Annotated in this window: 12 protein-coding genes and 3 pseudogenes; 14 read left to right on the forward strand and 1 reads right to left on the reverse strand. The window is 42.5% G+C overall.

The window, feature by feature from the left end:
* The first annotated feature begins 678 nt into the window (after window positions 1-678).
* The 14 genes and pseudogenes from JCM15907_RS13975 (at window position 679) to JCM15907_RS04330 (ending at window position 17,068) form a co-directional block, all read left to right on the forward strand.
* Window positions 679-1,586, forward strand: a pseudogene (locus JCM15907_RS13975) (DUF4831 family protein).
* Between the two features lie 70 nt (window positions 1,587-1,656).
* Window positions 1,657-3,584: pseudogene (locus JCM15907_RS12185) on the forward strand (peptide MFS transporter).
* A gap of 96 nt (window positions 3,585-3,680) precedes the next feature.
* Window positions 3,681-4,673 carry a biotin synthase BioB gene (gene bioB / locus JCM15907_RS04280; protein ID WP_025842847.1) on the forward strand — a complete coding sequence of 331 codons (993 nt, stop codon included), beginning with the start codon at window positions 3,681-3,683 and terminating at the stop codon, window positions 4,671-4,673.
* Complete coding sequence (gene bioA / locus JCM15907_RS04285) at window positions 4,670-5,956, forward strand: adenosylmethionine--8-amino-7-oxononanoate transaminase (protein ID WP_025842848.1); 1,287 nt, start codon at window positions 4,670-4,672, stop codon at window positions 5,954-5,956. Before bioB ends, bioA begins: the two co-directional genes overlap by 4 nt.
* A gap of 452 nt (window positions 5,957-6,408) precedes the next feature.
* Entirely contained in the window at window positions 6,409-7,173 is a 765-nt protein-coding gene (locus tag JCM15907_RS04290; RefSeq protein WP_025842849.1) for a CPBP family intramembrane glutamic endopeptidase, read from the forward strand.
* A 2-nt stretch (window positions 7,174-7,175) separates the two neighbouring features.
* Window positions 7,176-8,072 carry a hypothetical protein gene (locus JCM15907_RS04295; protein ID WP_025842850.1) on the forward strand — a complete coding sequence of 299 codons (897 nt, stop codon included), beginning with the start codon at window positions 7,176-7,178 and terminating at the stop codon, window positions 8,070-8,072.
* Complete coding sequence (locus tag JCM15907_RS13640; RefSeq protein WP_025842851.1) at window positions 8,009-9,997, forward strand: PD-(D/E)XK nuclease family protein; 1,989 nt, start codon at window positions 8,009-8,011, stop codon at window positions 9,995-9,997. Before JCM15907_RS04295 ends, JCM15907_RS13640 begins: the two co-directional genes overlap by 64 nt.
* Complete coding sequence (locus JCM15907_RS13645; RefSeq protein WP_025842852.1) at window positions 9,994-10,179, forward strand: PD-(D/E)XK nuclease family protein; 186 nt, start codon at window positions 9,994-9,996, stop codon at window positions 10,177-10,179. Before JCM15907_RS13640 ends, JCM15907_RS13645 begins: the two co-directional genes overlap by 4 nt.
* Window positions 10,180-10,204: 25 nt before the next feature.
* Window positions 10,205-11,986: a M3 family metallopeptidase gene (locus JCM15907_RS10690; protein ID WP_306305470.1), complete on the forward strand. Its 1,782-nt coding sequence runs from the start codon at window positions 10,205-10,207 to the stop codon at window positions 11,984-11,986.
* Entirely contained in the window at window positions 11,983-12,246 is a 264-nt protein-coding gene (locus JCM15907_RS13820) for a M3 family metallopeptidase (RefSeq protein ID WP_306305471.1), read from the forward strand. Before JCM15907_RS10690 ends, JCM15907_RS13820 begins: the two co-directional genes overlap by 4 nt.
* Before the next feature lie 11 nt (window positions 12,247-12,257).
* Window positions 12,258-13,492: pseudogene (locus tag JCM15907_RS10695) on the forward strand (spore maturation protein).
* A gap of 18 nt (window positions 13,493-13,510) precedes the next feature.
* Complete coding sequence (ybeY, locus tag JCM15907_RS04320; protein ID WP_025842853.1) at window positions 13,511-13,933, forward strand: rRNA maturation RNase YbeY; 423 nt, start codon at window positions 13,511-13,513, stop codon at window positions 13,931-13,933.
* A gap of 133 nt (window positions 13,934-14,066) precedes the next feature.
* Window positions 14,067-15,086 (forward strand): NAD-dependent epimerase/dehydratase family protein, encoded by a 1,020-nt coding sequence (locus JCM15907_RS04325; RefSeq protein WP_025842854.1) that lies wholly within the window; start codon window positions 14,067-14,069, stop codon window positions 15,084-15,086.
* An 86-nt stretch (window positions 15,087-15,172) separates the two neighbouring features.
* Window positions 15,173-17,068 (forward strand): glycoside hydrolase domain-containing protein, encoded by a 1,896-nt coding sequence (locus JCM15907_RS04330; protein ID WP_025842855.1) that lies wholly within the window; start codon window positions 15,173-15,175, stop codon window positions 17,066-17,068.
* A gap of 131 nt (window positions 17,069-17,199) precedes the next feature.
* Here JCM15907_RS04330 and JCM15907_RS04335 read toward each other — a convergent pair whose 3' ends face one another.
* Window positions 17,200-17,517 carry a metal-sulfur cluster assembly factor gene (locus JCM15907_RS04335; RefSeq protein ID WP_025842856.1) on the reverse strand — a complete coding sequence of 106 codons (318 nt, stop codon included), beginning with the start codon at window positions 17,515-17,517 and terminating at the stop codon, window positions 17,200-17,202.
* Window positions 17,518-17,521 lie beyond the last annotated feature (4 nt).

Consider the following 17,521-nt stretch of genomic DNA (forward strand, 5'->3'; position numbering starts at 1 on the left):
CTCAAGATTTCTATTTTGCCTTACCTTGTTAAGAAAGTCTTCAATGCAATATATATAGAGCTTCTCAAGAATATTCCACAAAAGTACACTTTTGGCAAGAGATGACGAAAGGGCGCTAGCGGAGTTTGAAAAAGGGCAACGGGGGGCTTAGGACGGCTTGAGGGAAAAGAGGCTTCGATAAGCTGTAAGGAGTTTGTGGAAGGGCGACAGTGAGGGACATGATGCTCCCTATACATAGAAACCTATTAGACGATACTTTCAAGAGCCTACCTCCTCGATGCAAAACCATATGAGCAAACTATAGAAAGGTTCTGTGCAAACCTTTCAAACCTTCTGTGTAAACTATTCAAAGGGTTATGGGTACTGAAGAGCAAGAGAATGGAGTAAGAAAAAAAGAGTCTACATAAGAGAAAGAGAGGGGTAAAGCAGAGGGCAAAAAGGGTAAAGTGAAAATATATCAATGAAATTAGTTAGCTTTGCATTTGCTGAAAATTTTGAACAATGAAGTACGTGTTGCTAAAGAAAACTTTCTGCCTGTTGCTAGCCTTGCTTTCGTCTCTCGGGGCGTTATGGTCGCAGGCAGATGTGATTCGTTATTCAGCAGTGGAGTATGCTTCTCAGGGTATTGTTTATTATTTGCCAAAGAGTTTGGTGAAGGTCTCCCTGACGATTGAGAAGATGACCTATACACCTGGGGAGTTTTCTGCGTATGCTCCTATTCTTTTCGGCAAAGAAATTTCAATACAACCTCAGACTTCTTACCAGATAAAGAGTGTCCGACTCTCATCCATTGGTGTGCCTGACGAAGAGCAGCAGTATATCGTCTCTTTTAAGGCTTCGAACCCTTTTAGTTATGTAGCTCTTACCAAAGAGGGAGTCATAGCTGGTATCAATACTGATGGAGTGCCTTCTGTTGGAGAGAAGGAAGCTCTTCTTACTGAGGGTAGTGTGTTGCCACAGAACAACCTTGCCCTACCCCGAGAGTATGCCTTGGCTACTTCCAAGCTAAACGTGCCGAAATAGTAGCAGTAAAGCTCTTTGAGATGCGAGAAGACCTCTTGGAACTTATCTCAGGAAAGGCGGAGAATGCTCCTCGAGATGGGGCTGCCTATGAGCTGGCGGTGTCGGAGCTTAAAGCCCAAATAGCTGGTTTAGAAGCTCTTTTTGAAGGGGCTACAGCAACTACAACCATTCATCGGGATTTCTTTATATCCCCAGAGGGAGCTATTAATAATCGTACCTTAGCACGCTTTTCGGTGCAGGAGGGTTTACTTCCCGCCAATAGTACCAAAGGAGAGCCTATCACCTTTAACCTCTCTCCTACAAGGAGTTTACAAGAACTCTCCCCCGAAGAGATGGAAAAACGAGAGCGTAAACTCAAAGGTATTATATACAATGCGCCTGGTATAGCGGAGGTAACACTTCGATTAGACAGGAAGGTTATTGCCAAAGAAGACCTCCCCATAACTCAGTTGGGCTATAGAGTCTCGTTAGAAAATCAAATTACAAAACCCAAAGAGGGCAATGTGTGTGTTCTGTTTGATGTGAATACAGGAGCCATTCTCTCTCTCTACAAAAAAGAATAATTCTCACATTAATAATTAAAAGTATGGCAAAAAGTCACCCGAAAGGCTAGTTGTTCTAGCCTTAGCGAACATGGGAGAACGCTTTGGTTACTACACCATGTTGGCGATTCTAACTCTTTACATGCAAGCCAAGTTCGGCTTTTCTTCTGCAACCACAAGTCTTATTTATGGGACTTTCTTAGCACTCGTATATTTCTTACCAGTGTTTGGAGGTATTGTGGCCGATAAATGGTTGGGCTATGGTAAGACTATTTTGATCGGTATCACGGTCATGTTTGGTGGTTATCTTCTTTTGGGTATTCCATTTGGTACGGGTACCGAGGGGGTTATCTTTATGGCTCTATCCCTTGTTTTAATATCCGCTGGTACGGGTATGTTTAAGGGTAACTTGCAAGCCTTGGTAGGAAAACTTTACGACAATCCTCTCTATTCCAAGAGTAGAGATATGGCGTTTTCTATTTTCTATATGTTCATCAACATTGGTGCTTTCTTCGCTCCAAGTATGGGGAACGCTATTACTAACCATTTCCTACAAAAAGAAAACTTCTACTACGATGCAGCTATCCCTAAAAATTACGTAGCTCTTAACGATAAGGTCGTAGATGAAGCCCAATTTATGGCAGAGTTCCAAGCATCTCACCCTAAGTATGCTACTGAAACCGCCGAAGAGCAGGCTAAGATGATTGCTAAGGCAAAGAAGAAACAAGGGTGATTTTCCCTGCTGACGAGGCTGAAATCCTTTTCAATCTTAAGCTCGCAGGACTCCATCAATATACCAAGGCTGGGGCTGTTACAGACCCTAACCTCACGGTTACCGATGCAGACTATGAGGTTATGGCAAGCCGTAATATAGCAGATAATGAAGCTAAGGCAGCTATTCGCGAACGCATTACGCAAGCAGAGGTACCTGCTGAGTTCTTGGCAAAGAGTGATTCTGAAGGTTTTGCCAAAGACTTTGGTAAAAAGTACGTAGCCACTACGCTCTCTAAGTCTTATAGCTGGGCTTTCTTTGTAGCCTGTGGTAGCTTGATTATATCTATACTTATCTTCGTTCTCTTCCGTAAAACTTGGAAAGAGGCCGATGTTACAGCCAAACAGGCTAAAGCTAAAGCCAGTCAAGACGGAGCTGGAGCTCCAATGTCTAAGAAGGAAGTTAGCGAACGTTTGCTCGCTTTGGGGCTTGTGTTTGCTGTGGTAATCTTCTTCTGGATGGCTTTCCATCAAAACGGATTAACCATGACATTCTTTGCTCGCGATTATACAGTAAGTAAGGTTACGGCAGATGGTTATATTCCTTTCTCTCTCCTTATGCTTTTACCTTTAGTATGTCTTATGTACGGGGTATATCTTTCTATCTTCGGACTCCTTGGAGGAAAGAGAAATCCTAAGACAGGTTTGCTCCTTATAGTGTTAGGTATTGCAGGTCTCATCGGAGGTTACTTTGTAGATATTAAGCCTATTGCTGATGGCTTGAGAAGCATTACTCCTCAAATCTTCCAGCAGTTTAATCCATTCTTTATCATACTATTGACTCCTGTAACAGTTGGTTTCTTCGGTTATCTTGCCAATAGAGACAAAGAACCTTCTGCTCCTCGTAAGATTGGTATCGGTATGTTGCTCGCTGCTTTGGGCTTCCTCGTACTTTTGGTTTCTTCTATTGGATTGCCAGCACCCAGTGATATTAAGGGAACGAGCGACGTTTTGGTTTCTCCTAACGTACTTATCGGTACTTACCTCGTACTTACTTTGGCGGAACTATTCCTCAGCCCAATGGGACTCTCGTTCGTATCTAAAGTTTCTCCTCCACAATATGCAGGTTTAATGCAGGGTGGATGGCTTGCAGCTACTGCAGTAGGTAACCTCCTTGTAGGTGTTATGGGAGCTTTCTGGGAAAAACTTTCGTTGGTAGCTTTCTGGGGTGTACTTATTGCATGCTGTCTCTTATCGGCTGCATTCATATTCTCTGTAATGAAACGATTGGAGCGCGTTACTGCTTAATCGTAGCACCATAATTTATCACGCCAACCTCTCCATAGGTGCTCTTTATAGGAGTCCCTGGGAGAGGTTGCTTTGTAATCAACCAACCCTTAACGAATAATGCAGGAAATAGTAGAGAAGATAATTAATGGTTATGCCCTTTCAAAAGAAGAGGTTATAGCCCTTTGGAAAAATACTCCTCCCGAAGAGCTTTACGAGATGGCTCATAGGATTACTCAGCAAACTATGGGAAAAGGCTTTGATACCTGCTCTATCATCAATGTCAAGAGTGGTAACTGCCCTGAAGATTGTAAGTGGTGCGCCCAGAGTAGGCACTATACCACAGGAACAGAGGTCTATCCGCTTTTAGATACTGCTACTTGCGTGGCGCAAGCGAACTACAATCGAGCACAAGGTATAAAACGTTTTTCTTTAGTGGCAAGTGGTCGAAGTCTTTCGATACGAGAGATAAAATCGCTCGCAGAGACCTACAAGGCTATTCGCTCCGAGAGTGATGTCCGTTGTTGTGCTTCGCTGGGTTTGTTAGATGAGGAGCGTTTACGTATCCTCTACGAGGCTGGGGTTAGTACCTATCACTGCAATATGGAGACAGCACCCAACTTTTTTTCTAAACTCTGTACAACGCATACGCAAGAGGATAAATTGGAAACGATAAAAGCGGCTCGCCGTGTGGGTATGAGAGTATGCTCTGGGGGGATTATTGGTATGGGGGAGAGTATGGAAGACCGCATAGACTTTGCCCTTTTCCTTCGAGATATAGGTGTTTATTCTATCCCTATTAACGTATTACAACCGATAGCAGGTACACCGCTTGCCAAGGTAGCTCCTCTTTCGGCAGAGGAGTATCTTACTACGGTGGCTCTCTTCCGCTTTATCAATCCGAAAGCCTATTTGCGTTTTAGTGGTGGACGCATTCAAATTCCTATCTCTGTGGTACGTAAGGCTATGTATATAGGTATCAACTCTGCTATTACGGGAGATATGCTTACAACTATAGGTGCAAGAGCCGAAGAAGATATGCAACTCATCAAAGAGATGGGGTATAGTAACGAAATGGAAACTACTTGGGAAACAGAAGATAGTATATGACAACCGAAGAATTGTTACAGATAGATAGAGAGCATCTATGGCACCCTTATACTTCTACCATTGACCCTTTGCCCGTTTTTCCCGTAGAGCGAGCCGAAGGGGTACGCATCTATTTGGAGGGAGGAGGTATCCTAATTGATGGTATGAGTTCTTGGTGGGCAGCTATCCATGGGTACAATCACCCACAACTCAATAAGGCTATTGAGCAACAGTTGCATCAAATGAGTCATATCATGTTTGGAGGCTTTACGCATCGTCCTGCGGTAGAGTTGGCAAATAAATTGCTTCCGCTTCTCCCCAAGGGGATCGATCAGATTTTCTATGCAGATAGCGGTTCGGTAGCGGTAGAGGTGGCATTGAAAATGGCTATTCAGTACCAGCATAGTAGAGGAGAGGGAGAGAGACAAGCCTTCGTTACTATACGTTCGGGTTACCATGGAGATACATGGCACGCTATGAGTGTATGTGACCCAACAACGGGTATGCACGCCCTTTTCGGACGGGCTTTGCCCCAACAATACTTCTTGCCTCAACCTAAGAGTAAGTGGGGTAAGGAGTGGGATCCCTCGGATCTTGACCCTCTAAAAGATTTGTTGCAAAAAGAGGGATCTCATATCGCTGCATTGATCGTAGAGCCAATCGTACAAGGGGCTGGAGGAATGTATTTCTACCACCCCAACTACCTAAAGGAGGCATTAGATCTTTGTCATGAACATGGAGTACTGGTGATATTTGATGAGATTGCCACAGGATTTGGTCGTACGGGTACTTTTTTTGCTTCGGAACATGCACAAGTTGTGCCTGATATCCTCTGTATCGGCAAGGCTTTGACGGGAGGGTATATGACGCTCTCTGCTACTTGTACACATAAAACAATAGCTGATACCATCTGTTCAGGAGAGGCGGGATGTTTCATGCATGGACCCACTTTTATGGCTAACCCTTTGGCGTGTGCCGTGGCTTCCGAGAGTCTTTCGCTACTTCTTTCGATTCCTTGGCAACAAAAAATAGAATCTATGGAGCAACAGATGCGTGACGAGTTAGCACCAGCTTTCGCCTTTCGTGGAGTGGAGGAAGTACGAGTTTTGGGTGGAATTGGAGTCATCGAAACCAAAACGCCCGTCAATATGGCACGTATGCAACAACGCTTCGTGCAGGAGGGTGTGTGGGTGCGTCCCTTTGGTCGCCTCTGTTACCTAATGCCTCCCTATATTATTCAAGAGGAAGAGTTGAGTCATTTGACGCACAGCCTTGTAAAAATTGTACGTGAAGAGTTCGACTAATCCTTATTTTTTCTAAGACTTTTTACCTCATTCTTTAGTGCAAAATATAGCATACTTATACCCTTGTCTTCAAAGAGATAGAGTTATCATATAGGAGTGTACTCTGCATTTTTTACATAGAGAGACACTTTATAGAGACAGTTAAAAGGGAAGTCAAATATCTCTCTTTAGAGAGTGGCTACTCTGTTTTATTTGCCTTACTGCAAATCCTCTGTACAAACATTGCAAACCTTCTGTGTAAACCTTCAAAACGATTATAGGTTTTGGGACAGAGGGTTATAGGTTTCGAATGGGAGAAGCCGTTAGAGCTTCGATAAGGTTTTGTAAAGGTGGATGAATAGACCTTGGAGCTTGTCTTTTATTAAATAAAGTAATAGCTTGAGTAACCCACCATGCTGTATATTTATCTTATGATTTTGGATAACTTTGTAGGGTAGAAAGCAACAATCAAAGTGGAGTACAAAGCACAAGATACAGGATATTTTACCGAACAATATGCGGGCTTAGACCGCTCAAGGGGGCTTCGAGCTTTTTTGTTGCTCTTGGCAATGACTCTTTTTGCTCTATCGATAACTAATTTGTGGGCGATATACGCTCCCCCGAAGGACTTATTAGGGCAACTGTTGCACTCCGCATTCTCTTCTGTTCTTACCTTTGGGATAGTTCCCTTTCTCTTTACTTACGTTCAGATACCCAAAGGGTTTCGATGGAGTTATTTAGGATTGCAACCTATGCGAAAGCTCTCACGAGCTCTTTGGATAAAACTTTTTATAGGCACGCTCTTTGCCTTGGTTTTAATCGCAGGCACTTCCTATGCGAGCAATTATCTAATAGAACATTGGAGTGGAGTGTGGGGAGACTATTTGAGAACCTTACAAGAGCGGATTGAGGAGGCTACAGCTTTCATAAAACAGCCTACAACATTGGGCATTGCTATTGTTAGGATTGCGGTTATTTCTTTGCTAACGGGGGTAGTAGAAGAGTTGTATATGCGAGGAGTACTACAACCTTTACTTATTCGTACAACGAAGAGTGTACATATAGGTATTCTACTTACAGCCCTGATTTTCTCGTTGTTACACTTGGCTCCTTCGTACCTTTTGCCTATTTTTATCTATGGATTGCTTTTTGGTTACTGGAGACACTACACGGGCTCTCTTTATCCCAGTATGCTGCTACATATACTGAATAATTTATTGACCCTCTTAGTCTCGTGATTATGCCGTACGCTCCAGATTTTCTCCATACTTTGGCAAAGCGGGTCGTATCTACATCTACCGATCGACTGTATGAGCATTGCTTTGTTTTTCCTTCTCACCGTGCGGGAACTTTCTTTAAGCACTATATTAGTCAGATGCTCGATGTTCCTGCTTTTGCTCCGCAGGTTATTACTATTGAGGAGTTGGAGTTTCGCTTATCAGGTCTGAAGCAAGCGGGAAAAACTTATCTTTTGTGTACCCTTTTAGAAGAGCTGTATCGTCTACGGCAAGAGAGGCAACCCGAGTATACTTGGGAGGCGGGTATTGTTGCCATGGATCATTTTGAGCGAATACTTCGAGATTTCAACGATATAGATCTCTTTTTAGCTCCTGCCGATAAAATATTTCGTAATATGGAGCATCTTGAAGAGCTGACTTCAATAGACTATTTGACCGAAGAGCAACGTGCCACTATTGTACAGTTTTGGGGGACACTCCCCAGCTCCATAGGGCATTCCTCTTCGCTTTCTATGGGAGAGGAGTTTAGCTCTATCCTTTCGGAAATGGAGCTGCTCTATACTCGTTTTCGTGAGCGATTACAGAGAGAGGGGGTAGGATATCAAGGTATGATGGCACGGAACATCGTAGAGATGGACGAAAAGCTCTTTGTGGAGCATCTTGCCACTTTCTTGCAACGAAAGATTAAGCATATTACCATTGCGGGTCTTTACCAAATAACCCCTGCCGAACGTCTCCTGCTACAACGCCTTAGTCAATACTCTTCTCTTTTTTCCATAGAATTTATTTGGGAAGATCTTCCTTATAGTGCCGATACGAGACTAAAGGATAGTGAATGGAGCAAGATTATAGCAACGCTCTTGCCGAAAATAAAGCCTTCTTTGGAGGGGAGGTTTTGAAATCCAACATCCCTCTTACGCTTCCTGAGATAGAGATTATAAAGACTTCTTCCGATATGGGTAGAAGTCGAATAGTACCTACTTTGCTGCAGGAGATAGAGCTTCTTGATGCCGAAGCGGTAAACAACCTGCGCTGTGCCATAGTGTTACCGCAAGAGAAGGCTTTAGTTCCTCTTTTGGAGGCGATAAAACCTATCAAGAAAGATATTAATATCACGATGGGTTACCCTTTGAGCAATAGTTCTACAGCTATATGGGTGCGGCGTTTTATCGATTTGCATCTTAATGTTCGCTGGCAGGGAGCTAAGGTTTTATTGCCTGCCAAGCTCTTAAAGGTCCTGCTCCGCCATCCGATGACACGCTTGCTTTTGTCTGAAAAGGAGATTATCGCCTTAGAAAACCTCTTAAAGAATAGCTTCTACTATGTGGACTTTGCTGCTATTCAAGCGTTGAAAGAGGTGCAAATATCCTCTCTATTACGCCTCTTCCTTACTCCTTTGAGTCAAGGAGTAGAATTGCTATATACTTTACAAGAGCTTTTAGAGGCATTGGGCAAGAAACTTTATCTAACATTACCCGAAGAGGATGAGGAGACGTTAAGACACTTTGCCCAGTTGGAGATAGAGTTTACGCAGACTTACACTACTGTTGTAGTGCAATTGCTCAATATCGTAGAGCCTCTGCAAGAGCCTCTTAATCTTACGATAACGGTGCGCTTGTTACGTCAACTGGTAGAGGGAGAGAATACGCCTTTTGAGGGTGAGCCTCTTTTAGGTTTGCAGGTAATGGGTTTTTTGGAGTCTCGTCTTATCAATTTTGATTATCTCATTATCCCCGATGCCAATGAGGGTATGCTTCCCAAAGGCAAGAGTAGTACTGTCTTTGGCTACATACCCAATGCGCTAAGGATAGGTTATGGGCTACCGACCTATAGGTTTAATGATTATATAGAGAGTTACCACTTTTACCGCCTCATTAGTCGTGCTCGGCGTGTCTACTTTGTTACGGGGAGCAGTCAAGACTATGAACCTTCTCGTTATCTAAGGCAGATGCGCTATCTACTTGGTTATCCTATACGAGAGCGTTTGGTGCAAATTTCCTTGACTGATAGTCATACCCCTCCGATTACGATTAAGAAAAATGAAGAGGTTATAGCACTCTTGGAGCGTTATATGGGAGAGGCTTTACCTAAACAGCCAGCTCTCTCGGCGAGCAGTATCTATGATTTTGCTCAATGTCCACTCCGTTTTTATTTCAAGCATCTGTGTGCCATAGGCGATCCTGAAAAGGATGAAGAGTTTCTCAATGCAGGAAAGTTTGGAAGTATTGTACACAATACGATGCAACAGCTTTATAAGCCTTTTGAAGGTCAGCTCTTACTCAAGCAAGATATAGATTACTACTTAGACCCTAAGGGTGGGTTACAAACGGTAGATTCTATTATTAGAAAAGAGTATGCCTTTATCGTACTCAATAAGGAAGCTCCCTCCGCCCACGATATAGAGGGTATTCATGAGGTTTACTGCCGTATGGTGCGTAAATATGTTTGTGCTATTTTGGAGCATGACAGAAGGTATGAAAATCTTACCTATTGTGCTTCGGAGTATTCGTTTCTTTTCTCTCTTCCCTTGGATAATGGGCGCCGTGTGCGCATCAAAGGTTTTATAGATAGAGTAGACCAAGTAGAGGGGGGTACTCGTATTATTGATTACAAGACGGGAAGCGATAAGGGAGTTTTCCCCACTATGACTTCTCTCTTTTTTCCTACAGATAAGGATAAGGCGAGTAAGGCTATCCCTCAGCTACTCCTCTATGCCTATTACTGGTATGCACATAAGGATAGCTCTCGTCCCATCTTGCCTACACTCTATGCTCTCAAAGAGTTGAGCAAAAATCCAGCGCATCCCATCCCTCCTTTAGATTGAAAGAGTTACCCAAAAATGAAACAGAAATAAAAGATTTCAGAGAGGAAACTATTGTTCATCCCTTTACCGAGGAGTTAAAACGCTGTTTGGAAAATCTTTTTGACCCTACACAAGATTTTTCTCAAACCCCCATTTCAGATTTTTGTACCTACTGCTCCTATAAGGATATTTGTGGTAGATGATGAACGAAAATAAAAAGACTTTACAATGAATACGATACAAGAAAAAATCAAAACTCTATTTCTAAATCCCTCCACACCTTATGGGGCATATCCTTTTGATAAGATAAAGCAAGAGGTTTACGGGGAGGTTTTCACCGAGGCAATACGACTTTATAGGGCTGAGTTTGAGGCTCTGATTACTAATACAGATGCACCCAATTTTGAAAATACGATTGTTGCTTTAGAACATTTGGGTGCAGCTTTGGAAGCTGTTGAAGGAGCTTTTTACAACCTGCTCCACTGCCATGGAAACGACTTTATGATGGAGCTGGCAGAGCAACTATCGCCCGAATTGACTCGACTCTCCAACGATGTTTCTCTTTCGGAAGCCCTCTTTGTTCGAGTAAAAAAGGTTTATGATGAACGAGAAAAGTATGACTTGGACGAGGCTGATCGTCGCCTTTTAGACAATTGCTATAAGGGGTTTGTGCGCAGTGGTGCCCTGCTTAATGAAGAGGATAAAAAGCGTTTGCGAGCTTTGCGTGAAGAGTTGAGCCGAGATACTCTTACCTTTGGGAACAATGTTATCAAAGAGGAGAACGAATTTAGACTATATGTACCCAGCGATGAGGCATTGAAGCTACTTCCCTCAGCGCTACTTAGTAAGGCTCGACAAAGAGCGCAGGAAGAGCGAGGAGTAGAGGGGTATCTTTTCGACCTTTCGTTCCCCTCAATACAAGGTATTATGAAGTTCTGTACATCATCGGAGCTTCGTCGAGAAATGTTTTTAGCTAAGGCTCAACTTTGTTGTAAGGAAAATGAGACCAATAATACAGAGATTACTCGACGTATTGTAAACAATAGACTGAAAGTAGCTAATCTGTTAGGCTATCCTACCTATGCCGATTTTGCTTTGGAGGAGCGTATGCTCAATACCCCTCAGCGCGTATTAGACTTTTTGGAGCATCTACGGGAGGCTTATATCGAGCAAGCTCGAGGAGAGATAAGTCAGATTGCCAAACTCAAAGAGGAGGGAGAGCTTGAACCTTGGGATATAGACTTTTACTTTGAGCGTTATAAAGAGCAGCACTATGCTATCTCTCAAGAGGAGTTGCGCCCCTATTTTCCCTTAGAAAAAGTGATAAAAGGCGTGTTAGGTTTGGCAGAAAAACTCTATGATATCCAGTTCAAGAGTGTTCAGCTCCCTGTTTACGAGCCAGAGGTTTATTCCTATGAGGTGTGGGATAGAGAACCACAACGTTTCATAGGCTTACTTTACTTAGATTTCTTCCCTCGTAAGGGCAAGAGAAGTGGAGCTTGGATGAATAATCTGAAAGAGCAAAATGGCGAACAACGTCCTCATATCCTCTTAGTGATGAACTTTACTCCTCCTTCAGAAGAGCTCCCTTCGCTACTTACCCCAAATGAGGTAAATACATTTTTACATGAGTTTGGACATGGTCTTCATGGCTTGCTTAGTCAGTGTAAATATACTTCATTGAGTGGTACTAACGTAGTGAGAGACTTTGTAGAGCTACCCAGTCAAATTATGGAAAATTGGCTAAGAGAGCCTGACTTCATTCAATCTTTTGCTCGTCACTACAAGACCAATGAGGCGATGCCCGTAGAGTTGTTGAAGAAGATGTTAGAGGCAGAGCAATATCCCGTTGGGTATAGCATGTTGCGACAGCTTTCTTTCGGATTTTTGGATATGGCTTACCATACTCGTCGAGAACCTCTGGAGGTTGCTTGTGATTTGGAAGCATTCGAACGCGATGCCACTGCTTGGTACGTATTACTCCTCCTCGTCCTAAGGGGTGTATTATGAGTAACTCCTTTGGGCATCTTTTCTCGGGTGGCTATGCTGCAGGATACTACGGGTACAAGTGGAGCGAGGTATTGGATGCTGATGCTTTTTCCCTTTTCTTGGAGAGAGGAATTTTTGATAGAGAGACGGCTCGAGCTTTTCGTAAGGAGATATTGGAGAGAGGAGATACAGCTAAGGCTATGGAACTCTTTGTTTCTTTTAGAGGAAGAGAACCTCAGATAGAAGCTCTTCTTAAGAGAGATGGGATTGTTGTAAAATAAGATTTTGTAAGGTGGCACTCAACTATCTATTTTTACTGTTCATTTTAGGCGGTGTGTTGTTTGGCGTGGTAACGGCTCTCTTTTCGAATCGTCCCGATGTTTTTCAACAGATTGTTACAGCTATCTTTGACCAGTCGACCAATGCTATACAGATAACTATAACCTTGACAGGGATACTCTGTTTCTTTATGGGACTGATGAAAGTAGCTGAGAGGAGTGGTGCTATGGAGCGTTTGGCAGTGAAAATAAGCCCTCTTTTGAGTATGCTTTTTCCCTCTATCCCCAAAGGACATCCCGTTTTGAGCAGTATATTTATGAATTTGTCTGCCAACCTTCTTGGTTTGGACAATGCTGCGACTCCTTTGGGATTGCAGACTATGAAGCAGTTGCAGGGTATCAATCCTAATAAGGGGACGGCTTCCGATGCGATGATTATGTTTATAGCCCTTAATGCCAGCGGGCTAACTATCATTCCCATAAGTATCATTGCCTTTCGTTTAGAGGCTGGAGCAACCAATCCTACAGATGTATTTTTGCCGATTCTTTTGGCGACCTTAGCATCAACTCTCACGGCGATAACGTTAATTGCCTTGAAGCAGAAAATCAATTTGTTACAAAAGCCCTTTTTATTTCTCTTAGGCTTTATTGCTCTTTTGATAGCGGGAGTAGTTGTGTTGCGCAATAGTTTGTCTTCGGAGGTGTTTGCTCTCTATACAACTATGTTTGCTGCCTTGCTCCTTTTGGCTATTATATCATTGATTTTTATTCGGGGTATTCGAGCTAAAATCAATGTCTATGATGCTTTTGTAGATGGAGCTAAAGAGGGTATTGGTACAGCTGTAAAAATTGTTCCCTATCTTCTTGCTATGCTGGTGGCGATAGGGGTTTTTAGAGCATCTGGAGGTATGGATGTTGTTATTGAGGCTGTTCGGTGGCTTTTTTCTCTCATTGGGGTTCGTACAGATTGGATAGAAGCTTTACCCACCATGCTTATGAAGCCTCTTAGTGGCAATGGCGCGAGAGCTCTTATGGTAGATGCGATGCACACTTTTGGGCGGATAGCTTGGTCGGACGTTTAGCTTCTATCGTACAGGGAAGCACCGATACAACTTTTTATATTATAGCTCTCTATTTTGGAAGTATAGGCGTCAAGAAGATACGCTATACGGTGGGAGTTTCTCTATTGGCAGATTTGGTAGGAGCTATTGCAGCTATTGTTATTACCTATCTATTCTTTACACTATAATATATTATTTGAAACACAATGAGTGTATATTATTTTAGCGAGAGAGGACAGAAAGTGCCTCCCATTCACCGTTTAGTAGTACGCCGATGGATACGGGAAGTAGTTCATAGATGGGGACGAGAACTGGGGACTATTTCTTATCTCTTTACGAATGATGAAGGAATTTTGGAGACCAATCGTCAATACCTCGACCATGATTATTATACAGATATTATCACTTTCAACACCCAGGTAGATGAGCAAGATGACCGTGTTTTTGGCGATATTGTTATAAGCCTCGATACGATAAGGAGCAATGCAGAGAAGTTTGCCACAGAGTATGCCGAAGAGTTGCACCGTGTATTGATACATGGTATACTGCACCTCGTGGGCTTGGATGACCACACCGAAGAAGAGGAAAAAACGATGAGAAAAGCCGAAGACGATGCTCTAGCCTTCTAAAGAATCTGCTCAACGGAACTTCTTTATTGAGAAATTGAACCGGAGAGGGTGGAAAACTCTTTAGTTTATATAGACCCTATCACTATATTTGTTTAACTTTGAGTATAAGATGTACTTAAAAAAGGAGGTGGATATGTCACAAAAAATAAAAGTCTTGCTCACAGGTGCTGGGAGTAGCATAGGGAGAAACATCCTAAAAACTTTACTTGTCCACAAGGAGCAGTTCGATATTACTGCATTTGATGTTAAGAAGGGAAAGACGATGAACTTCTTAGAACATTTTAAAGCAGAGGTAAAGGTTATCTACGGAGACTTGGCCATACCAGAAGAGAGCATCGAGGCTACAACGGATAAAGATTTTGTTATCCACTGTGGGTATCTATCCGAATCTGCCTCTAATCGTAATCCTCGATTGGCACAAAAGATAAATGTAATGGGTACTCGCTACTTGGTAGAGAATTTGGAGTGCTACTCTCCTTCTTGCTTTTTAGCTATGATATCGACTGTGGGAGTATATGGAGATCGTCTCCGATCGCCTATGATTACGGTAGGAGATTTTACAGCTCCCTCTATAGGAGATAGCTATGCTCTTTCTCTCTTACAAGCAGAAAAATTTGTTCAGGATAGTCGTTTGGAGTGGACTATCTTTCGCCCAGGGATTGTTTTAGATACAGAGGAAAGTTTCTTGGATAGCTCTTTCTTCAAAATGCCTTTGACCTCTCACTTGGAGTTTGTACACATTCGAGACTTGGCCTTTGCTGTGGTGAGTAGCTATGAGCGTAGAGCTTCTCTATGGAACAGGACTTTCAATGTAGGAGGAGGAGACCTTTGTCGAGAAATTTATCAAAACTTTGTTCAAAGGCTCATAAAGATAGCAGGCTGGGGTGATATAGATTTTCCCGAACGCTCTTTTGCTACGTATAATAGATATGGAGGGTATTTCTCCGATGGAGATGCCTTGGAAGAGATAATGCATTTTAGGGCACACACATTGGAGCACTTCTTTGAAGAGTTACAGAAGTCTCAAACTCTTATCAGTCGCCTGACAACGAAGGTATTTGGGGACTTGCAAAAGAAGAATTTTTTAGCTCAGAGCGAGCCTTATAAGGCTTTCAAACAGAACGATGAAGAGAAGTTAAGACTCTATTTCTAAGTTTTCTTCCTTTTCTTTGACAAATAAGTAGCACTTTTTTTGACTTGGGTAGAGTTTTCTACCCAGTCTTCTTTTTTTTAGTTTTTATGCTTATATCGGGTAAATTATTTCGTTCCTTATTACTTTTTATAGCTCTCTTCTTTATCTTTTCCTGTACACAAGAGGGCACATCCTTTAGGCGTGTTGCACTTGCTCCAATAGACTGTGTAGACCCTTTGGTTGGGAGTCTTTCTCTGGGGCAGAAGCCTCTTCCTGCCATCGTACAGCTACCCCATGCACTGCTCTCTATCAGTCCTATGAAGGCAGACTTTAGAAGTAACTATATAGAGGGTTTGCCTTTAGTGTCATTTTCTTCTATGGGGGGAACGCAACTCTATTTTTGTCCGCTTCTCTCAGACTCGACTCAAACCGATTATACACCCCATTATACTTATGACTATGAGGCTATAACACCTTATAGCTATCAAGTTTTTCTCGACAAAGAGCAGGTGCATTGTAGTTTTTCTCTTCAAGAACGAAGCGGTATTTACCTTCTCGATTTTAAGGAGTCTGTAGCGCAGGAGCGTTTGTTGCAGTTTCGTTCTTCTGAAAGTGAAGCTATCTTTCGAGTAGACTCGCTCAATAAGGTCTATGCTACCTTTCCTCTCAAAGGTCGAGGAAATTTGTTCCTTTACTTAGAGGCTAATTTGCCGTTGGAAACAAGTGTGCCCCAAAGTGAAACAAGGCAACTGCTCTTAAAAGCACCTACAGGTTGTGAAGAATTAGTTGTGCGCTATGGTATCTCTTTGATAGACCATGAGCAAGCGCAAAAGAACTTGGAGCGAGAGATACCTTCTTATGAGTACAATGTCGTTTCCAAAGCTGCTCGTAACGTTTGGAGTACCTCTTTAGGGCGTATTAAACTTGAAGGAGGTACTTTTGAGGAGCAGTCTATCTTTTACACAGCTCTATATCGTTCTTTGACAGCTCCCGTTTGCATTTCGGAATATGGGCGTTACTACTCTGCAATAGATGACTCCGTGCACAGTGACGAGGGGGTGCCTTTTTACACTAATGATCGTACCTCTGAATCTTTTCGATCATTGCATCCTCTCAAAACACTTCTTTTCCCAGAAATAGAACAACAGATATTGAACTCCTATATTCGGATGGCTCATAAAGTGAATAATAAAGAGCTTCCCGCTTACCCTTCATTTGGGGGTGATATTGCCACTGCATTGGATAGAAATAGAATGCTCGAAATCTTTACTGATGCTTATAGCAAAGGATTGACAGACATAGATATACAAACTATATATCAAGTAGCAGATAGCTATATAGATAGAGACCTTTCCGATGCCTACGACCGATGGTGCTATGGGAAAATAGCGGCTTTTAGCGGACGCCCTATTAAGGAAAATCAAAAGAAAAAGATGGAGGTTGTAAGTTCTCCTTCAATCTCTTTAATATATCAATTAGAGCCTTACAATATAAGAGAGATAATAGACCGTTCTGGGTCGGTAGAGACATTTGAAACACTCTTAGATCAGCGGATGTCTTCCGTTCTGTTAGAGCCATTAACAGTACACAATATCTATGGTTACTACCTCTACTCCTTTACCGATAATCCTGCCAAAAGTCAGAAGATAATACGTCATATACTTAAGAAAAACTGCCGTCTTGACCCTGCAGGCTTCCCAACAACAGTTGATGGAGCTTCTTGGGGGGCTTCGGTCGTCTTCTGTATGTTGGGCTTTTATCCTGTTACTCCAGGTTCAAGTGAGTACACTATTGGCTCGCCTATCTTTACCAAAGCAACTTTGGATCAAGGGGGAGGACGCTACTTCGTATTGGAGGCAGAGAGAGCTTCGGAACGAGAAAAGTATGTAGGGGCTGTACTCCTTAATGAGCAACCGCTTAAGCAATTGCATTTTTCTCACAAAAGTATTGCTCAGGGAGGTAGCCTAAAGATGAAAATGTATGCTAAGCCCTACAAAAATTAGATTTTTTGTGGAGGTCGTACAGAGTTTGTGGAATTTGAATAAGACTTCTACTAATACTTAAAAAGGGTGTGGCATATAAAAGGTTGCCACACCCTTTTTTAGGGTCTTTTCAACTTCTTTCGAAGTGAAGATTATAGGAAGCCAAGTTCTAATTTAGCTTCGTCACTCATCATATCTTTATGCCAACTTGGCTCGAAGGTAAGTTCTATGTTGCATCGTTCAACCCCTTTGACACTCTCGGTCTTGAGTCGTACATCTTCGAGTATAAAGTCTGCCGCAGGACAGTTGGGGGCTGTTAGGGTCATAGTAATGGTTACCACTCCGTTCTCCTCAACATCTACTTTATATATAAGCCCAAGGTCATATACATTAACGGGTATCTCGGGGTCATATACGGTACGTAACATGCGTACTATATTCTCCTCAAGAGCCAAAAATTCATTGTTCATAATA

It is taken from the genome of Porphyromonas gingivicanis JCM 15907, assembly GCF_000614585.1.
Classification (GTDB): Bacteria; Bacteroidota; Bacteroidia; order Bacteroidales; family Porphyromonadaceae; genus Porphyromonas; species Porphyromonas gingivicanis.